Source organism: Mesorhizobium sp. M7A.F.Ca.US.006.01.1.1, assembly GCF_003997935.1.
Classification (GTDB): Bacteria; Pseudomonadota; Alphaproteobacteria; order Rhizobiales; family Rhizobiaceae; genus Mesorhizobium.
On record NZ_RZQL01000011.1, the window covers coordinates 39,311 to 56,905 of the forward strand.

16 protein-coding genes, 1 tRNA gene and 1 pseudogene are annotated in these 17,595 nt (G+C 61.8%); 15 read left to right on the top strand and 3 right to left on the bottom strand.

Annotation, left to right across the window (positions count from 1 at the left end; genetic code table 11):
- Positions 1 to 2 precede the first annotated feature (2 nt).
- The gene (locus EN943_RS03900) at positions 3 to 908 is read left to right on the top strand and encodes a histone deacetylase (protein WP_127411584.1); all 906 of its coding nucleotides are present in this window, start codon (positions 3 to 5) and stop codon (positions 906 to 908) included.
- A gap of 97 nt (positions 909 to 1,005) precedes the next feature.
- On the opposite strand, the gene EN943_RS03905 is transcribed toward EN943_RS03900, so the two are convergent.
- Positions 1,006 to 1,269: a DUF6460 domain-containing protein gene (locus EN943_RS03905; RefSeq protein WP_023813886.1), complete on the bottom strand. Its 264-nt coding sequence runs from the start codon at positions 1,267 to 1,269 to the stop codon at positions 1,006 to 1,008.
- A gap of 456 nt (positions 1,270 to 1,725) precedes the next feature.
- Between EN943_RS03905 and EN943_RS03910 the strand changes: the two genes are divergently transcribed.
- The 10 genes from EN943_RS03910 (at position 1,726) to EN943_RS03960 (ending at position 11,254) form a co-directional block, all read left to right on the top strand.
- Positions 1,726 to 2,343: an outer membrane protein gene (locus EN943_RS03910; RefSeq protein ID WP_127411585.1), complete on the top strand. Its 618-nt coding sequence runs from the start codon at positions 1,726 to 1,728 to the stop codon at positions 2,341 to 2,343.
- Between the two features lie 314 nt (positions 2,344 to 2,657).
- On the top strand, positions 2,658 to 3,050 hold the full coding sequence (locus tag EN943_RS03920; RefSeq protein WP_127411586.1) for a hypothetical protein: 393 nt from the start codon (positions 2,658 to 2,660) through the stop codon (positions 3,048 to 3,050).
- A gap of 40 nt (positions 3,051 to 3,090) precedes the next feature.
- Complete coding sequence (locus EN943_RS03925; RefSeq protein ID WP_127411587.1) at positions 3,091 to 3,765, top strand: response regulator transcription factor; 675 nt, start codon at positions 3,091 to 3,093, stop codon at positions 3,763 to 3,765.
- Entirely contained in the window at positions 3,762 to 5,261 is a 1,500-nt protein-coding gene (locus EN943_RS03930; protein ID WP_127411588.1) for a HAMP domain-containing sensor histidine kinase, read from the top strand. Before EN943_RS03925 ends, EN943_RS03930 begins: the two co-directional genes overlap by 4 nt.
- A 79-nt stretch (positions 5,262 to 5,340) precedes the next feature.
- A complete protein-coding gene (locus EN943_RS03935; RefSeq protein WP_206522729.1) occupies positions 5,341 to 6,330 on the top strand; it encodes a glycosyltransferase family 2 protein in 990 nt (329 codons plus the stop codon).
- Entirely contained in the window at positions 6,323 to 7,024 is a 702-nt protein-coding gene (locus EN943_RS03940) for a class I SAM-dependent methyltransferase (RefSeq protein WP_127411590.1), read from the top strand. The genes EN943_RS03935 and EN943_RS03940 overlap by 8 nt, the downstream gene beginning before the upstream one ends.
- Positions 7,002 to 7,469, top strand: coding sequence for a GtrA family protein (locus EN943_RS03945; protein WP_032899145.1), 468 nt, complete (start codon positions 7,002 to 7,004; stop codon positions 7,467 to 7,469). The genes EN943_RS03940 and EN943_RS03945 overlap by 23 nt, the downstream gene beginning before the upstream one ends.
- Positions 7,470 to 7,507: 38 nt before the next feature.
- The gene (locus tag EN943_RS03950) at positions 7,508 to 8,989 is read left to right on the top strand and encodes a hypothetical protein (RefSeq protein ID WP_127411591.1); all 1,482 of its coding nucleotides are present in this window, start codon (positions 7,508 to 7,510) and stop codon (positions 8,987 to 8,989) included.
- A gap of 200 nt (positions 8,990 to 9,189) precedes the next feature.
- Positions 9,190 to 11,103, top strand: coding sequence for an acyltransferase family protein (locus tag EN943_RS03955; RefSeq protein WP_127411592.1), 1,914 nt, complete (start codon positions 9,190 to 9,192; stop codon positions 11,101 to 11,103).
- Positions 11,104 to 11,180: 77 nt separating this feature from the next.
- Positions 11,181 to 11,254: transfer RNA gene (locus EN943_RS03960), tRNA-Gly, on the top strand.
- 2 nt (positions 11,255 to 11,256) lie between these two features.
- Here EN943_RS03960 and EN943_RS03965 read toward each other — a convergent pair.
- Entirely contained in the window at positions 11,257 to 11,493 is a 237-nt protein-coding gene (locus EN943_RS03965) for a hypothetical protein (RefSeq protein WP_127411593.1), read from the bottom strand.
- A gap of 129 nt (positions 11,494 to 11,622) precedes the next feature.
- Positions 11,623 to 12,612 (bottom strand): LysR family transcriptional regulator, encoded by a 990-nt coding sequence (locus tag EN943_RS03970; RefSeq protein WP_127411597.1) that lies wholly within the window; start codon positions 12,610 to 12,612, stop codon positions 11,623 to 11,625.
- Between the two features lie 311 nt (positions 12,613 to 12,923).
- Here EN943_RS03970 and chvE point away from each other — a divergent pair, with 311 nt between their 5' ends.
- From chvE to EN943_RS03990, 4 genes and pseudogenes are all read left to right on the top strand, one after another.
- Positions 12,924 to 13,994 carry a multiple monosaccharide ABC transporter substrate-binding protein gene (chvE, locus tag EN943_RS03975; protein WP_027038591.1) on the top strand — a complete coding sequence of 357 codons (1,071 nt, stop codon included), beginning with the start codon at positions 12,924 to 12,926 and terminating at the stop codon, positions 13,992 to 13,994.
- Positions 13,995 to 14,117: 123 nt separating this feature from the next.
- On the top strand, positions 14,118 to 15,650 hold the full coding sequence (gene mmsA / locus EN943_RS03980; RefSeq protein ID WP_127411594.1) for a multiple monosaccharide ABC transporter ATP-binding protein: 1,533 nt from the start codon (positions 14,118 to 14,120) through the stop codon (positions 15,648 to 15,650).
- A complete protein-coding gene (mmsB, locus tag EN943_RS03985; RefSeq protein WP_013533634.1) occupies positions 15,647 to 16,933 on the top strand; it encodes a multiple monosaccharide ABC transporter permease in 1,287 nt (428 codons plus the stop codon). Before mmsA ends, mmsB begins: the two co-directional genes overlap by 4 nt.
- A gap of 302 nt (positions 16,934 to 17,235) precedes the next feature.
- Positions 17,236 to 17,595 (top strand): annotated as a pseudogene (locus EN943_RS03990) (GguC protein); the annotation flags it as partial.

Genomic DNA, 17,595 nt, shown 5'->3' on the forward strand with positions numbered 1-17,595 from the left:
TCATGCCCCTGCAGATCGTCCATCACCCCGACTACGACGCCGGCTTCGCCGTCAACCATCGCTTTCCGATGAGCAAATATCCGTTGCTGATGGACGCCTTGCGCGCCCGCGGACTGGCCGGACCCGACGCGCTCAACACCGCCGAGGCGGCGCCGGCGTCATGGCTGGAGCTTGCCCATGCGGCGGGCTATGTCGACCAGGTCGTCAACTGCTGCGTGCCCGAGAAGATCGAACGCGAGATCGGTTTTCCGATCGGACCCCGCGTCTCGCTGCGCGCACAGCTTGCCGCCGGCGGCACGGTGCTGGCGGCGCGGCTGGCCTTGCGCCACGGTATCGCCTGCAACACCGCAGGCGGCAGCCATCATGCGCGGCGCGCGCAAGGCGCGGGCTTCTGCACCTTCAACGATGTCGCCGTCGCCGCGCTGGTCCTGCTCGCCGAAGGCGCGGCACAAAACATCCTGGTCGTCGATCTCGACGTGCACCAGGGCGACGGCACCGCGGATATTCTCGCCGATGATCCGCGCGTCTTCACCTTTTCCATGCATGGCGACCGCAACTACCCCGTGCGCAAGATCGCCTCCGACCTCGATGTCGCGCTGCTCGATGGCACGGGTGACGTTGCCTATCTCGAGAGGCTCGCCACCATCTTGCCGGAGCTGTCCGCACAGGCCCATTGGGACATCGTGTTCTACAATGCCGGCGTCGATGTCCATGCCGAGGATCGGCTTGGCAGGCTGTCGCTATCGGATGACGGCCTGCGCGCCCGCGACGACATGGTCATCAGCCATTTTCGCGCGCAGGGCGTTCCGGTCTGCGGCGTCATCGGGGGTGGCTATTCCACCGATGTGCCTGCACTCGCGGCGCGCCACGCCATCCTGTTCGAGATGGCCGCGGGCTACGCCCGATAGTTCTTCAAGCATGATCTCTGGACAAACGGTTTCCGTTTGTCCGAGAAAACCGGGTGCCAGGGTTCGCTGACGCGGACCTGCGGTTCGGGATACTGCCCTACTTCCGGTAATTGGCGATCCTGAGCAGGATGAAGGCCGGCACGACGATAGCCGCGCCCAGCAGGATATAGCCGAGGAAGCGGTCGATGGCGTGGAAGCCGAGATTCCACAGGTCCATGAAGAACTTCCGGATGCCGTAGAGCACATCCATCGGCGACCAGCCGAAGGCATTCATGACCAGGCCGACGAGGAAAGACACCACCAGCAGTTTCAGGATCACCTTGAGCGGCGAGTCGCCAAGAAAGCGCGTCAATGCGGACAAGGCTCGTCTCCAGATTGAGGTACCCAGGCTCGAGGGCGTCGGCCCAGACATACGCACTTGGCTTGTCCGCTTCAAGCCGGGAGTTTTGCGGGATGCCGAAGGCCTCTACCGAGCGATTGCATGGCAGGGTTGTGCTGCCAACCTGGCCAAACCCGCGCCAGACGGTTAAATTTACGTAAACAGAATCGCTTTAATATGTTGAAAATAAAGCGAAAAATCTTCATTTTTCGGCTTCCCGCAATGTGCGTGCAATTTTCGGCTGCGAGACAGTCGGCGTCTTTCAGGTGATTGGCCGCGCGGGCACTCTGACCCCTACCCCAGCTGGCGAAAGCCAGCCCCAGGACCGCGCAACCATCCCTGAAAGACACCAAATCGGAACCCGACCGCCCAACGGTCGAGTTCTTCGGGAAACCTGCGCATCGATTGCCGGATGCGCGCGTGTGTTGGAGTAATGCAGTGTTCTCTCAAGCAAAGATCATCCTGACGGCAAGTGCCCTTGCCGTGTGCCTCCTCGGGCCGGCGATGGCCGCCGACCTTCTGCCAACCTACAATGATCCCCCCGCCTTCCAGTGGAGCGGCGCCTATGTCGGCGTGCATGGCGGCACGGCGTTCACCGGGATGCCGAACCCGTTTTCCGGCCGCAACGGCCTCAGCGGCGGCGTTCAGGCCGGCTACAACCAGCAGATGGGTCCAGCGGTTCTCGGTGCCGAGATCGAAGGTTCGTATCTGGGTGGCGCCGAGCACGATGTCCGGGGTGGCAAGATCAAGGAAAAGTGGCGCGGTGCCGCCAAGGCCAAAGCCGGCTTGAGCTTCGACCAGACGCTGCTGTTTGGAACCGGCGGCGTCGCCATGACCAAATTCGACAAGGGCGACAAGGTGAACGATATCGACGGATGGAAACTCGGCTATCTGGTCGGCGGCGGCATCGAGCAGGGTTTTGCCGGCGGCCTGTCAGCCAAGGTCGAATATGACTATGTGCGCACCCCAGGCGTCGAAACGACGTCCGCCCTGGGCAAATCCAAGGCGACGATCGGCAGCCATGAACTGAAGGCCGGCATCAACTACCGGTTCTAGGGCAGGCCATGGGTTCCGTTGAACCCGTCTTGTATTTTGCTCGAACGAGCTTGCGCGGCGCCCGGATGCAACGGGGCCGCGCAATTGCTTTGCCTCCATCCGCACCGGCATCGACGCGTGTTGGCAGACCGTATTTGTGTGCCAGGTCCTGCGTAATGTCGATGCAATCTTCACGTCCTAAAGCGCGCCGCATCGAAACGGATCATGCGGCGCGCTTCAGGTTTTTTTTATGCATGTCGTTGTCCCAAAACCGGGGCCACTTTTGGGCGACATGCATTCGGTGCCGCGGATGACCTTGATGACGGGAATCGGATATGTCCAAACGCGGCGCAAACCATCTGGTGTGGATCTCCAAGGCGTTCTTCGTCGCAATCGCGCTGGCGCTGACGGGATGCGCCTCCGACATCATGAAGAACTACATCGGGCAACCGGTCGAGTCGGTCATTCTGGACTACGGGCCGCCGACCGCCGTCGTTGATCTCGGCCGGGGCGAGCGGGCCTATCAGTGGCGCAAGATCTCCACCAATGTGGTTTCCGGGACCTCCAGCGGCGAGGTCCGCCACACAAAACACGGAACCGTCTACGAAGAAACCGAAACGCCTGGCTATATCGAGCGCCAGGAATGCTTCTATACGTTCTACGCCCGCGCCACGGGCGGCCGATGGTTCATCACCAATTTTCGTCAACCGAAGCTGGAATGCGAATGAATTGCCACAGCGTGCCGGCTGCCTGTGACGGAGAGTGCGCATGCGCATCCTGCTGATCGAGGACGAGCCGGAAATGGCCTCGGTGCTGAAGACCGCGCTCGAACGCCAGGACATCATCGTCGACCATGCCGCGACACTGGCGGATGCCGAAGCCGTGGCGCGGCTCGGCCACCATGACGCGGTGGTGCTGGACCGCCGGCTGCCGGATGGCGATGGCCTCAGCCTGATCCCGCGCCTGCGGGCCCTGCATCTGGACGTGCCGGTGATCGCGCTGACCGCGCTCAGCGGGCTCGACGATCGCGTGGCGGGGCTCGATGCCGGCGCCGACGACTACATGGTCAAACCGTTCGCAACGGTGGAACTGGTTGCCAGGCTCAATGCCTTGCACCGGCGTTCGTTCACCACGCGTGCCAATCAGGTGATGGTCGGCCGCCTCACCTATGATTTCCGCCATCGCGAGGCGCTTGTCGAGGACCAGACGCTGGAGCTTCCGCGGCGCGAACGGCTGGTGCTGGAAACGCTCATCCGCAGGCCGGGCCGGACCATCATGCGCGGGGCGCTGGAAGAAGCCGTCTATGCTCTCGACGACGAGATCGGCTCCAATGCATTGGATGCGCACATTTCGCGGCTGCGCCGCAAGCTCGACGACGTCGCTGCCGGCATCGAGATCAGGGCGATCCGCAACCTCGGTTATCTCTTGCGGGCCGCCTCGTGAAGAAGCCGCGCACGCGATCGCTGCAATGGGTGCTGGTGCGGCGGCTGATCCTGCTGCAGGCGGCGACGCTCCTCATCTTCATCGTGCTGTGCGCGGTCGCGTTTTGGATCGCCAATCCGCGACTTCTTGTCGACAACGAAGCTGCCGTCGCCGCCCTCAAGGATGCCGTCGATCGTGATGGCAACGGCAGATTGATCGTCCATGAGACCGACGGGCTGCGTTCGTTTCGTGAGGGTTTCCCCAATGTCTGGTACATCATCCGCGACAACAGCGGCCAGAGCATCCGCTTCGGCAGCATCCCCGACGTCTACACCAGGAATTTTGGCGATCTGCTGGGCCAGGCCGATCACGCCACCATCGGATTTTCCAGAGATGATTTGAGGCCGGAGGCCTATCTCGAAAGGGTTTCGACCAAGGCCGGCACGGTTCAGATCATCGCCGCGACACGGTCGTCGCGGGAAGAGAGCGAGGGCCTCGAGGTCAACATTTCGGCCACCATCGACGTCGCCAAGAACCCGGACGGCAGCAGGAACTGGGAGAAGGCGCTTCCCGCTCTCGCGGTCATCATCGTTATCCTGCTGCTGCCGATCGTCCTCGTCATGGGAGCCACGACCCTGGTGACGACGCCAGCCGTCGTGCGCCGGTCGTTTGCCGGCCTCGTCGACACCGTCCAGCAGGCCGCGCGCATCGACATCGGCACCCGTGCGATGCAGCTGCCGGTCAAGAATGTGCCGCAGGAGATCGCGCCGCTGGTGCATGCCTTCAACCAGACGCTGGCGCGCCTCGCCCAGGGCTATGACCGGCACAATCGCTTCCTCACCGACGCCGCGCACGAACTGCGCACGCCGATCGCCATCCTGCGCACGCGCGCCGAATTGCTGAAACAGGAACCGCAGAGCGCGCGCCTGCTGCATGACATCGAGCGCCTGTCACATCTTGCGCAGCAGCTGCTAGACCACCAGCTGCTCGACCGCCCGGCGGACCAGCGGCAGATCATCGACCTCTGCGATCTTGCCAGCCGGGTTGCTGCCGACTTAGCCCCGCTCGCCATCGAAGCAGGCTACGATCTTGCCTTCGAGCCGCCAGCCAACAAGGTCCATGTCGAGATCAACGTGCTGCAGATCGAGCGCGCGCTGGCAAATCTCGTGCGCAATGCCATCGATCATGGCGGCGGTTCCGGCACGATCACCATAGCGGTCGATGAAACCGGCGGCGTCGAAATCCGCGACGAAGGCCCAGGCATTCCGGCCGATGAGCACGAGAATGTTTTCGAGCCCTTCTACCGCCTGCAGCCGCAATCGCGCGGCGCGGGCCTGGGATTGAACCTTGCCCGGCAGATCGCACTGCTGCACGATGGCTCGATCCGGATAGTGGCGGGCTCCTGGCAAGGCGCCCGCATCCGCATGGAGTTGCCGGTTCGGCCGGTGGCCGCGTGCGGCAGAAATGATGGCCGACCGACGGTTGCGGCCGATCCCGCTGGCTTATCTGTTTTCTAACCAATTGCCGCTATTCCAATCGAATAGCGGGAGCAAGGCTTTGGTGGAGACGGAGAAAAACACCGCGCGACGCGGCGTCATGCTGTCGGTGGTCATCCCATGCTACAACGAGCTGGATGGCGTGGCCGAACTGCATCGGCGCGTAACGGCCGCATGCCTTGAACAAGGCCCTTCCTACGAGATCGTCCTTGTCATCGATGGCGCGACCGACGGTACGCGCGAGGCCATTCTGCAGCTGGCCGAAAAGGACGACCATGTCGTCGCCATCGACCTCGCCCGCAATTACGGCCACCAGATCGCGTTGAGCGCCGGGCTCGAATTCTGTCGCGGCCAGCGCATTCTCATTCTCGATGCAGACCTGCAGGATCCGCCTGAACTGCTCGGCGCGATGATGACGAAGATGAACGAAGGCTTCGATGTGGTCTACGGCCAGAGGCTGACGCGCGATGGCGAAAGCTGGTTCAAGCTCGCCTCCGCGTCCATGTTCTATCGCTTGCTGCGCCGCATGGTCGACGTCGACATAGCCCCGAATACCGGTGATTTCCGGCTGATGAACCGTCGCGCGCTCGACCATCTGAACGCGATGCCAGAACGTTACAGGTTCATTCGCGGCATGGTGAGCTGGATCGGGCTGAGACAGGTGGCTTTCCCCTATGAGCGGCACCGCCGCTTTGCTGGAACCACCCATTATCCGCTGAAGAAAATGCTTCTTCTGGCGGTTGACGCCATGACCAGCTTCTCCATCGTGCCGTTGCGGTTCGCCTCGCTGCTCGGAATGGTGTTCGGGCTTCTGGGGCTGGTCGTGCTCGGCTACACGCTGCTCGAATGGTCGGTCGGAAACGTGTTGCCCGGCTGGACCAGCCTTGCCGCGATCGTGCTGATCCTCGGCAGCGTTCAGCTTATGGTGCTCGGAATCTTCGGCGAGTATCTCGGGCGCATGTACATGGAGACAAAGCGACGGCCGCTCTACTTCGTCAACGAGATCGTTTCGCGCAGCCAGGCAGTGGAGGACGGCGAATTGCCGGTCCATCGCCTGCAGGAGATGGCAAAGAGGGCCGCACGTGCTTGAGGCGGAGTTCGACCAGTTTGCGCGGGAATATCAGGAGCAGCATGCCGCAAGCATAAGGCTGAGCGGCGAAAACCCGGATTTCTTCGCCAGGTACAAGATCGACGACGTCGCCGCGACGCTGCGGCGGGCCGGTGTCAAACCGCGACGAATACTGGATTTCGGCGCCGGCGTTGGCAATTCGCTCGGCCATATGCGCAACGCATTTCCCGACGCGGAGATGACCTTGCTCGATCCTTCGCGGGAATCGCTCGACATCGCCAGCAAGCGTTTTCCCGGCCAGGCCGCCTTCATGCATTTCGACGGCAAGACAATTCCCTTTGCCGACGGCAGCTTCGACCTGGCCTTCGCGGCCTGCGTCTTCCACCATATCCCCGAGAACCTGCAGATCGGACTGTTCGCCGAGATCGGCAGGGTGCTGGCCGATGGCGGCAGCTTCTTCGTCTTCGAACACAATCCCTGGAATCCGCTGACCACGCACGCGGTGAGGAACTGTGCCTTCGACGAAAACGCGGTTTTGATAAATTCGCGCGAGATGCGCGGGCGCATGGCCGAGGCGGGCCTTGCCAATACGAGGATCGTCTACCGGATTTTCTTTCCTCGGATGCTTGCGAGACTGAGGCCGTTCGAGCGCTTCCTCACCGAGGTACCTGTCGGAGCCCAATATTTTGCGCATGTGGTCAAGCCTGCCGTTTGACTTCCCGAGGATGCTGCGATTTGGCGCCGTCGGTCTGTTGAACACGGCGCTGGGATACGCGGTCATCCTGGCCGGGCTTGCGCTTGGTCTGGGCGACATCCTCGCCAACGCCACGGGGTATGCCGCCGGCCTTGTCCTCGGCTTCTTCCTCAACCGCCAATGGACCTTCAGCAGAGCCGATGGCTTCCAGCCCGGGACCGCGCTGCGCTATGGGGGTGTCTTTCTGGTCGCCTACAGCATCAATCTGGCCGTCGTGATCGCCGCCCGTTCAGCAGGCATCGTCGAAAACCCGCTGGTCCACCTCGCGGGAATCTGCGTCTATTCGGTTGTTTTCTATCTTGGCTCGGCTCGCTTCGTGTTTGTGGGACGTGGGGACGACAGCACCGACCGCACAGTTCGGGTGGCCGACAAGCCTCGGCGGCAGCCCGCCAATCCAACACCTTGAACCCAACTGTCACCGGAACCGATCAGAGGCGGCGCACCATGAACGACGCTCAGGCCAGTGCGGAGGCCGCGACGTACAACGAGCGGAACAGGCTGATCTTCTGCCTGCTCGCCGCCTTGGCGATGGCGGGTGCGTTGAGTGCCCAGGCAGGCGCCACCCTGCAGGATCCCGACAGCTGGTGGCAAGTGAAGGTCGGTCTGGATTTCCTGACTAACCGGACATTCCCCACCGTCGATCCTTATTCCTACACCTTTGCCGGCCAGCCCTGGATTGCCAAGGAATGGCTGGGACAGGTCCTGCTGGCCCTTGCCTACCGGGCGGGCGGCTGGAACGGGGTCGTCACCGCGATCATCGCCTCGATCTCCCTGACGGTTTTCCTCATGGGGTGGTTTCTCAGCGCATGGCTGAAACCGATCCTGGCGATTACACTGGCGTTCGCGGCGGTGTTCCTGATCAACCCGATCTTCACGGCGCGTCCGCATGTCTTCACCTTCCCGATCATCGTCATCTGGACAGCGGTCCTCTTCGGTGCGGCAAGGGAAGAACGGGCGCCGCCCTGGTGGCTGCTTGTGCTGGTCGTATTATGGGCGAACCTGCACGCCACCTTCACCTTGAGCTTCGTCATCGCGGCTTTCGCCGGTCTCGATCTGCTGGCGCGCACGGGCCTGTCGAAACCGGCCCTGCTGGCGAAGTGGATCGCGTTCGGTCTGCTTTGCCCGCTGGTCAGCCTGATCCACCCCTACGGCGTCCAGGCCATCCTGGCGACGCTCGCCGTGGCTTACGGCAATGAGGCAGTGTCGCTGATCATGGAATGGAAGCCATTCAATCCGCCGGACAGTCCCGTCCAGGAAGCGGCGATGCTGCTGGCGCTTTTCGGGTTGCTGGTGTCCCGATTGCGAATTGACTGGGCCAAGGCGTTGTTCGTCGTCTTCACCTTGCATGTCTATCTCGCCCATGTGCGCTTCATGTATCTGTTCTTCCTGCTGATTCCGCTGGTGATGGCGGCCGAGGTCGCACAGCAATATCCCTCGCTTTCAGCCACCGCATGGCTGGCCGAAAAGCGCGACGGACTGGAGAGATTCTTCGCCAGGCGGTTCTACGCCATCTGCGGCTCGGCAGCCGTTCTGCTGATCGGCGGGGTCGCCGTGCTCGGCAGCACCTATCAGGTTGCGCCGAGCCCGAAGACATCGGCCAGCGGGGCGCTGGCCTTCGCGCAAAGCCATCATCTATCCGGCAATTTGCTGAATTCCTACAATTTCGGCGGCACGCTTATTTTCCACGGGTTCAAGACCTATATCGACGGACGGACGGACCAGCTGTTCCTGGGCGGTTTCACGAAGAGCGACAACGACACCGGACGCGGCGACGGCAAGCCGCTCCTCGAAGCCCGCCTGAAGAAATACGCAATAGATTGGGCGCTGCTATCGGCCGACGACAGCCGCATTCCCTTCTTCGACCAGTTGGGCTGGAAACGGGCCTATTCGGACGACTATGCAGTGATCTATCTGCCTGGCGCCTGATCCTTGGCGGGCCTTCATGGCGAATTTCGCGACGGCCAATATATGCCTTGACACCCATGTTGCAGCGCAGCAAAATTGCTGCCTGAGGGTGAGCCAGTGACATCGACGAGCCGGGATTTTCAGCACGACCGAAGGCATCGCCGCATGAGGGTATCGGGTGCGGCCGCACGGATCCTGGTGGTCGCGCGCGAGCCGGCCGGATGAACTACCGGCGCGACATCGACGGCCTGCGGGCCGTCGCGGTGCTGCCCGTCGTGCTGTTCCATTTCGGCGTGACCGCCATTCCTGGCGGCTTCACCGGTGTCGACATCTTCTTCGTCATATCGGGCTATCTGATCAGCGGCAGCCTGCTCGATGATCTTGAGCGGGGCCAGTTCTCGATCGGCCGCTTCTACTGGCGCCGCGCACGGCGCATCCTGCCGGCGCTGACCTTCGTCATCCTGCTCGCGAGCATTGCCGCCTGGTTCATCCTTCTGCCCTCGGATCTCCACGAATTCAGCCTTAGTGTGATCGCCGCCTCGACCTTCTGGTCGAACATCTATTTCTGGAAAACGACGAATTATTTCTCCATCGATGCCGAACTGCGGCCGCTCCTGCACACATGGTCGCTTTCGGTGGAAGAGCAGTATTATATCTTCGCGCCGATCCTCCTTTATCTGATCCACCGATACGTCTCGAAGCGCTGGCTGACGGTACTTCTGCCGATGGCCATCGGCAGCTTTGCCCTGGCAGTCATAGCAACCTCGCTGGCACCGACGGCCGGCTTCTATCTCTTGCCGACGCGCATATGGGAGCTGGCGCTGGGCGCCATGCTGATGTTGCGGAAGCCTCCGGTCCTAGCCAGTCGGCTGGCGATGGACCTGATCGGCCTCGCCGGCTTTGCCCTGATTGCATTTGGCTTTGTGATGATTTCGGACAGCGATCCGTTTCCAGGCTACAACGCCCTATTCCCCTGCCTCGGAACAGCTCTGCTGATCTATGCTGGCCAGGATAACGCCGACAGGCCGGCACCTGTCGCCACTCGCGTGCTTCGGTTGGCGCCGCTGGTCTGGGTCGGCCTCATTTCCTATTCGCTTTACCTCGTCCACTGGCCGATCAACTCGTTCGTCCATTATCTCTCCCTGAAGACTGTCGGTGTGCCAACGATTATCGCGATGACGGTGGCCAGTTTCGCCTTGGCGGCATTCTCCTGGAAATATGTCGAGCAACCCTTCCGCCACAAACGAGCCTATACCGCCCCGCTGCCTATCTTCGCCTTTTCGGCGACGGCAATCGCGCTGCTGTGCGCCGGTGGCTTGGCCGGTGCACTGGGCAACGGTTTCCCGCAACGGTTTCCGGATTTCTCGACCGAACGTATCCGGGTCGGCGACTGGCGCAACGGCATCTGCTTCAACGAGAACGGGACCCGCATCGAAGACTGGAACCTCGCCGACTGCACCCGTACAACGGGCTTTGCCACCAATGTGCTGCTGTGGGGCGATTCTTTCGCTGCCCATTATGTTTCGGGACTTGAGCCCAACGCCCAGAAAATCCAGGCCAATGTCATCCAATACACCTATGCCGGCTGTCCGCCCGACCTGACCTATTTTTCCTATGCTCGGCCCGCCTGCACCCGCTTCAACGAACGGGCCTTGTCGATCATTCGCGACGCCAACATCCAGGCGGTGATCCTGAGCGGCCGATGGACCGACTACCAGGCCAGGGGCTTCGACGGCCTGCAGAAGACGATCGACCGGCTTCGCGAGATGGGGGTCAAGGTCTATACCGTCGGCCAGTCTCCGGAATTCATCGCCGACGTCCAGAAGATCGCTTTCCTGGTGAAACGGGAGCATGCCGGAACCACATCATGGCCGATGGCTATGGATCCGAACATCAACGCACGGGTTCTGCCGTTCACCAAAGGGGCCGATTTCATAGATCCGCTGACGTATCTGTGCGACTCGGCCGGTTGTTCATACGCCGATGCCGAGACCAATGAATTTCTCTACTTCGATTATGGCCACTTCTCTTCCGCCGGCGCGACGCTGGCCATTTCGAAATACTGGCCAAGCTTCGCCACCAGCAATAAGGTCGCGGAGGCAAAACGGCAGTTCACGGCCGCGGGCGCGCCATGATCCGCGGCACGACCGTCGTGAGAACAGACCGCTTTGCGATTGCCCGAAGGCTAACCCTCATGGTAACGAGGGCGCACGCGGGTATGATGTAATGGTAGCTTGTCAGCTTCCCAAGCTGAACGCGAGGGTTCGATTCCCTCTACCCGCTCCAGTCTAAGGCGTCAGAACCATTTCCGCGCCTGCCTGTTCGTCGAACACAACCGAGCAGCCTCGCGCAAGCGCCACCGTTGCGAGGGCATTTGCCGCCGCGTCATCCGATGAAACGAAATCGCCGGTCAACACCCGCAATTCTTCCACGCTTTCAGCCATGGACACGAAATTCCCGACCGACCGATCGTGCTTGCAGGCCTCGATCACGCAAAGCAGATCGATGATTTCGAAGCTGCGCATGTTCAGCCTCCAAAAGAAATCGTCCCTTGCAAGATCATGAACGCATCGGCGGGAAATAATGTTCCCAGTTCGGTTTCGCTGGCCTCGGCCTGGCGGTGCTTTCGCCGGACAACCTTGCCCAGCGAGCCATCATCCCACTTCCCTCAGAATGAAGTCGTGCAGCATCTTTGCGGCCGGCGACAGTGCGCGATTCCTGACTGTGATCAGGCTGTAGGGCCTGACCTCGATGTCGAATTCGGTCTGGACGACGTCGATGGCGCCGGCCAGCCCGTCAGGGTTCTGGATGAATTTCGCCACCTGGACAGAGACCGGTGCGATGGCATCGGATTGCGCGACCATGACCAGGGTCAGGAGCAGCGAACTGGTGTTCAGGATACGGTCCGGCAAAGCGATGTTGCGGTTGAGGAAGTTGCTCTCCATCGCCTGGCGCAAGGGCGAGCCGCCAGACTGGAAGACCCAGTCATAGGCGGCGGTCTCTTCCAGCCGCACCGCCTCGCCCTTGGTGAGCGGATGGCCCCGGCGCACGATCAGGCAGGCCTTCTCGACGCCGATGACGCGCGACTCGAACAGCCGCGGATTGAGATCGTCGGGGATGCGCGCGATGATGAAGTCATGGCGCGTGGCGATCAGCTCGCGTGCCAGCACATTGGAGGTTTCGACCTGCATGGTGATCTCGATGCGCGGATAGATGCGGCGGATTTCACGAATTGCCGGCACCGCCAGCTCGATTGCCGGCGCGGTCACGGCACCCAGGAAAACCGAACCACCCTTGCCCGCCTTGAGCTCGGAAATCTCGCGGTCGACCTCGCGCATCTCCAGCAGGATCGAGCGCGCGCGCCTGGCCAAAGCCTTGCCGTATGGCGTCAAGGTGATGCCGCGCGGCAGCCTCTCGCACAGCTTGACCTCCAGCACCGCCTCCATCTCCGCGATCATGCGCGAGGCCGCCGGCTGCGAAATGTTCAGAACCTGGGCTGCCGCGCTGACCCGGCCATGGTCGTCGAGCGCGACGATCATGCGCATGTGGCGCAGACTGAGACCGCTGCGCAGCAGGGTTTCGCCATCGCCCGGTGCTTCTCTGTAACCATTTGAAGCTGTTGTCGGATTCCCGGGCCGCGCCATCGCTTTCCCTGCCTTCTGCTCGTGCAAGGCCGACATTGGGGTCAGCCCGTCACATCCCAATACATATACCAACCATGATATAGCAACCATCAAAGATCGCATTTGACAGTTATGGCAAAGACCCACACCCTCCGCGCGTTCCAAGACGTGACGGTCGCTGACGAGAAAAATCGTATCGATTGAATCAGCGTCTCGGGGCCATGGGAGGATACCGGAGATCGATATGACGGCAGCGGTGCCTTGGCGCTTCTGCACGATTGCGCGGCCCGCGACCCCCGGGGTGCCGCGTCCATCAAACAGGGAGAGTTAAAGTGAAAATCATCAAGACACTGGCCGCCGTCGCGGCCCTTGGCATCGCTGCCATGACCTACTCGGCGCACGCAGCCGACAAGGGTCTTGTCGGCGTGCTGATGCCGACCAAGACCTCGCAGCGCTGGATCAACGACGGCGATGCCGTCAAGTCCCAGCTCGAGGCTCTCGGCTACACCGTCGACCTGCAATACGCGCAGGACGACATCCCCAACCAGCTCAGCCAGCTGGAAAACGAAATCACCAAAGGCCCGAAGGCGCTGATCATCGCTTCGATCGACGGCACCACCCTGTCGGATGCGCTGCAGAAGGCCGCTGACGCGGGCGTCGTCGTCGTCGCCTATGACCGTCTGATCAAGAAGACCGCCAATGTCGACTACTACACCACCTTCGACAATTTCGGCGTCGGCGTGATCCAGGCGAATTCGTTGGTCAAGGGCCTCAAGGAGCGCTTCCCGAACACCAAGCCGTGGAACGTCGAACTGTTCGGCGGCTCGCCCGACGACAACAACGCCTTCTTCTTCTACAATGGCGCCATCTCCGTCCTGCAGCCGCTGATCGACGACGGCTCGATCAAGATCAAGTCCGGCCAGACCGGCATGGACAAGGTCGGCACGCTGCGTTGGCTCGCCGCCACCGCCCAGGCGCGCATGGACAACCTGCTGTCGGCCAACTATTCGGACGGCAGCCGCGTCGATGGCGTTCTTTCGCCCTATGACGGCCTGTCGCGCGGCATCACCGCCTCGCTGCGCGCCGTCGGCTACGGCACCGAGGCTCAGCCGTGGCCGATCGTGACCGGCCAGGACGCCGAGACCGCTTCGGTCAAGCTGATCATCACGGGCGAGCAGTATTCGACCGTGTTCAAGGACACCCGCGAACTGGCCAAGGCCACCGTCGAACTCGTCGACAAGGTGCTCTCGGGCGGCAAGCCGGACGGCCTCGATGAAAAGACCTACAACAACGACGTCAAGGTCGTTCCCTCGATCCTGTTGACGCCGCATGAGGTCGACAAGTCGAACTACCAGGCGCTGGTCGTCGACTCCGGCTACATCAAGGCCGACGAACTGAAGTAATCCCGGTTACAAAGTCAGGGGGTCCTGCGCAACGCAGGGCCCCTTTTCGTTCACCAGCGAGCCCGGTATTGTCACTGACCTCGCCGGCAATGTTTGCCGAGCTCTCAAGGAGCGGTAGTCCCCATGGCCCCGACGATTTTGGAGATGCGCGACATCACCAAGACGTTCCCCGGCGTGAAGGCGCTGTCGAACGTCAATCTCAGCGTCGAGGAAGGCGAGATCCATGCCGTGGTCGGCGAAAACGGCGCCGGCAAGTCGACGCTGATGAAGGTGCTGTCGGGCGTCTATCCCACAGGCACCTATGACGGCCAGATCATCTTCCAAGACCAGGAATGCCAGTTCAAAGGCATCCATGACAGTGAACACAAGGGCATCGTCATCATCCACCAGGAGCTTGCGCTGGTGCCGATGCTGTCGATCGCGGAAAACATCTTCCTCGGCAACGAAAACGCCCGCTACGGCGTCATCGACTGGGATGCCAACGAGGCGCGCACCGCCGCTTTGTTGAAGAAGGTGGGCCTCAAGGAGGACCCCAAGACACTGATCACCAATATCGGCGTCGGCAAGCAGCAGCTGGTCGAGATCGCCAAGGCACTGAGCAAGGACGTCAAGCTTTTGATCCTCGACGAGCCGACCGCGTCGCTCAGCGAGAAGGACAGCCAGGCGCTGCTCGACCTTTTGCTCGAATTCAAGAAGCAAGGCATGACCTCGATCCTGATCTCGCACAAGCTCAACGAGATCAACCGGGTCGCCGACAAGGTGACAGTGATCCGGGACGGGCGCACCATCGAGACGCTGGCCAAGAAAGACATATCGGAAGACCGCATCATCACTTCGATGGTCGGCCGCTCACTCGACGACCGCTATCCGCCGCGCGAGCCGAAGATCGGCGAAATCGTGTTCGAAGTGAAGAACTGGTCGGTCTATCACCCGCTCCATGCCGAACGGCAGGTGATCAAGGGCATCGACATCAATGTGCGCAAGGGCGAGGTGGTCGGCATTGCCGGCCTGATGGGCGCCGGCCGCACCGAATTCGCCATGAGCCTGTTCGGGCGCTCCTACGGCCGCCGCATCACAGGCGAGGTGCTGCTCAAGGGCAAGCCGGTCGACGTATCCTCTGTGAGCAAGGCGGTCCAGCACGGCATCGCCTACGTCACCGAGGATCGCAAGACTTACGGTCTCAATCTCATCGACCATATCAAGCACAACATCACACTGGCCAATCTTGGCGGCGTCTCGCGCCACAGCGTGATCGACGACATGCGCGAGCTCGCCGTTGCCAACGACTATCGCAAGAAGACCAATATCCGCGCTTCCAGCGTCTATCAGTTGACCGGCAATCTTTCCGGCGGCAACCAGCAGAAGGTGGTGCTGTCGAAATGGCTGTTCGCCGACCCGGACGTGCTGATCCTCGACGAGCCGACACGCGGCATCGACGTCGGCGCCAAGTACGAAATCTATACGATCATCGCGCGACTCGCCTCGGAGGGTAAGGCGATCGTGGTCATCTCGTCGGAAATGCCGGAATTGCTCGGCATCACCGACCGCATCTACGTCATGAACGAAGGGCGCATCGTGGGCGAAATGCCCGCGGCGGAAGCAAGCCAGGAAAAAATAATGCGCGCCATCGTTCGTGGAGAAGGAAAAGCAGCATGAGCACCGAAAGCGCCCCCGCCCCGCACGGCAACGTCGCCGAAGAGCAGCGCCCACGCATCGCCGTCTCGGCGCTGGCGACGAACCTGCGCGAATACGGCCTGATCATCGCGCTGATCGTCATCATGCTGTTCTTCCAGTTCACCACGTCGGGAACGCTGTTCAAGCCGGTCAACCTCAGCAACCTGGTGCAGCAGAACTCGTTCATCATCGTGATGGCGCTGGGCATGCTGCTGGTGATCGTTTCCGGCTATATCGACCTCAGCGTCGGATCGGTCGCCGGCTTCATCGGCGCGCTGGCGGCAAACATGATGGTCATCTGGCAACTTGGACCGCTCAGCAATCCGCTGGTGGTTTCGATCATCTGCCTCGTCGTGGGCGGCCTGATCGGTGCGGCGCAAGGCTACTGGATCGCCTATCACCGAATACCGAGCTTCATCGTGACACTGGCCGGCATGCTGATCTTCCGCGGCATCTGCCAGGCGCTGCTGGGCGGCGGATCCTCGGTCGGTCCGCTTCCGGACGACTTCAAAATGCTCAGCTCCGGCTTCATCCCCGATGTCATCGGCCCGCTGACGCTGATCCCGCCGACGGTGAACGCGGCCGGCAAGACCATCATGGGCAGCGGCCTGACGCTGCACATGACGACGATCGTGCTGGGCCTGATCGCCGTGCTTGCCTATGCCTATTTCGGGGTGAGGACGCGCCGCAAGCGCGAACGCCATGGCTATGAGGCCGAGCCCTTTGCCCTGTTCGTCGTCAAGACGCTGGTCGCAAGCGCGCTGGCACTGTTCCTGGTCTATGAGTTCGCCAGCTACCGAGGCCTGCCGGTAGTGCTGCTCGTCATGGGCGTTCTGATCTCGCTGTTCGTCTTCGTCACCAAGCGCATGACCATCGGCCGCCGTATCTACGCCATGGGCGGCAATGCCAAGGCCGCGCAACTGTCAGGCATCAACACCGAGCGGCTGACGCTGATGGTGTTCATCAATATGGGCGTGCTGTCGGCGCTCGGCGGCCTGATCATCGCGGCGCGACTGGGACAGGCGGTGCCGGCCGCGGGCCTCGGCAGCGAGCTCGACGTCATCGCCGCCGTCTTCATCGGCGGCGCCTCGGCGATGGGCGGCGTCGGTCAGGTCATCGGTGCGGTGGTTGGCGGCTTCATCATGGGCGTGATGAACAACGGCATGTCGATCATGGGCGTCAATGTCGACTGGCAGCAGGTGGTCAAAGGCCTGGTGCTGCTCGGCGCCGTGATCTTCGACGTCTACAACAAGAACAAGGCTTGAACGGGCTTAAGAGCAATTCCAGGAAAAGTGTGAAACGGTTTTCCGCCCGGAATTGCGCCAAGACAATGAGTTAGAGCGGTCGCCGTCTCCGTGAAACGGTGAACTGCTCTAGTCGGCAAGCAGGAGGCATACGATCGCGGCGCTGCCGGCAACCCGCCGGTAACAGAAGTCCCTGAGGGACCAGGCCCGCGAGCGCAATCCGAACTGAGAATTTAAACCGTGGCATGGACGAGGTCCCGGCCGCGCTGAGCAAGGTCTGCCGTTTTGGCAGTCCTGCCAAGGCAAATGAGAGAGGATTCATCATGCTGATCTCCCAGATCCTTGACGACGCCGAGACCATCCGCGTCGTCGCCCGCAATAGCGGCAAGACCCGGATCATCAATGGCGCCCGCAGCGTCTATTCGCTGGCGATGGAGGCCGCCCGCACCGGCGTCGGCCTCATCGCGCTGATCGAACGCAAAGGACTTGGCGAGACGGTCGATCTCGAGGCCGCTTACAAGAAGGGGCGGTTGCTGTCGCCGATCAACCACCCCGATCCGGCGCATTTGCACCTGACCGGCACCGGGCTGACGCATCTCGGCTCGGCGGCGACGCGCGATTCCATGCACAAGAAGCTGAGCGCCGACGGCGAGGAGCAGCTCACCGATTCCATGAAGATGTTC

Bases quoted from the DNA above. Each gene is read 5' to 3' on its own strand.
- mmsA (WP_127411594.1), top strand. From the start codon at position 14,118: ATGGCCCCGACGATTTTGGAGATGCGCGACATCACCAAGACGTTCCCC.
- EN943_RS03900 (WP_127411584.1), top strand. From the start codon at position 3: ATGCCCCTGCAGATCGTCCATCACCCCGACTACGACGCCGGCTTCGCC.
- EN943_RS03925 (WP_127411587.1), top strand. From the start codon at position 3,091: ATGCGCATCCTGCTGATCGAGGACGAGCCGGAAATGGCCTCGGTGCTG.
- EN943_RS03970 (WP_127411597.1), bottom strand. From the start codon at position 12,612: ATGGCGCGGCCCGGGAATCCGACAACAGCTTCAAATGGTTACAGAGAA.
- EN943_RS03950 (WP_127411591.1), top strand. From the start codon at position 7,508: ATGAACGACGCTCAGGCCAGTGCGGAGGCCGCGACGTACAACGAGCGG.
- EN943_RS03935 (WP_206522729.1), top strand. From the start codon at position 5,341: ATGCTGTCGGTGGTCATCCCATGCTACAACGAGCTGGATGGCGTGGCC.
- EN943_RS03920 (WP_127411586.1), top strand. From the start codon at position 2,658: ATGTCCAAACGCGGCGCAAACCATCTGGTGTGGATCTCCAAGGCGTTC.
- EN943_RS03965 (WP_127411593.1), bottom strand. From the start codon at position 11,493: ATGCGCAGCTTCGAAATCATCGATCTGCTTTGCGTGATCGAGGCCTGC.
- EN943_RS03945 (WP_032899145.1), top strand. From the start codon at position 7,002: ATGTGGTCAAGCCTGCCGTTTGACTTCCCGAGGATGCTGCGATTTGGC.
- EN943_RS03955 (WP_127411592.1), top strand. From the start codon at position 9,190: ATGAACTACCGGCGCGACATCGACGGCCTGCGGGCCGTCGCGGTGCTG.
- mmsB (WP_013533634.1), top strand. From the start codon at position 15,647: ATGAGCACCGAAAGCGCCCCCGCCCCGCACGGCAACGTCGCCGAAGAG.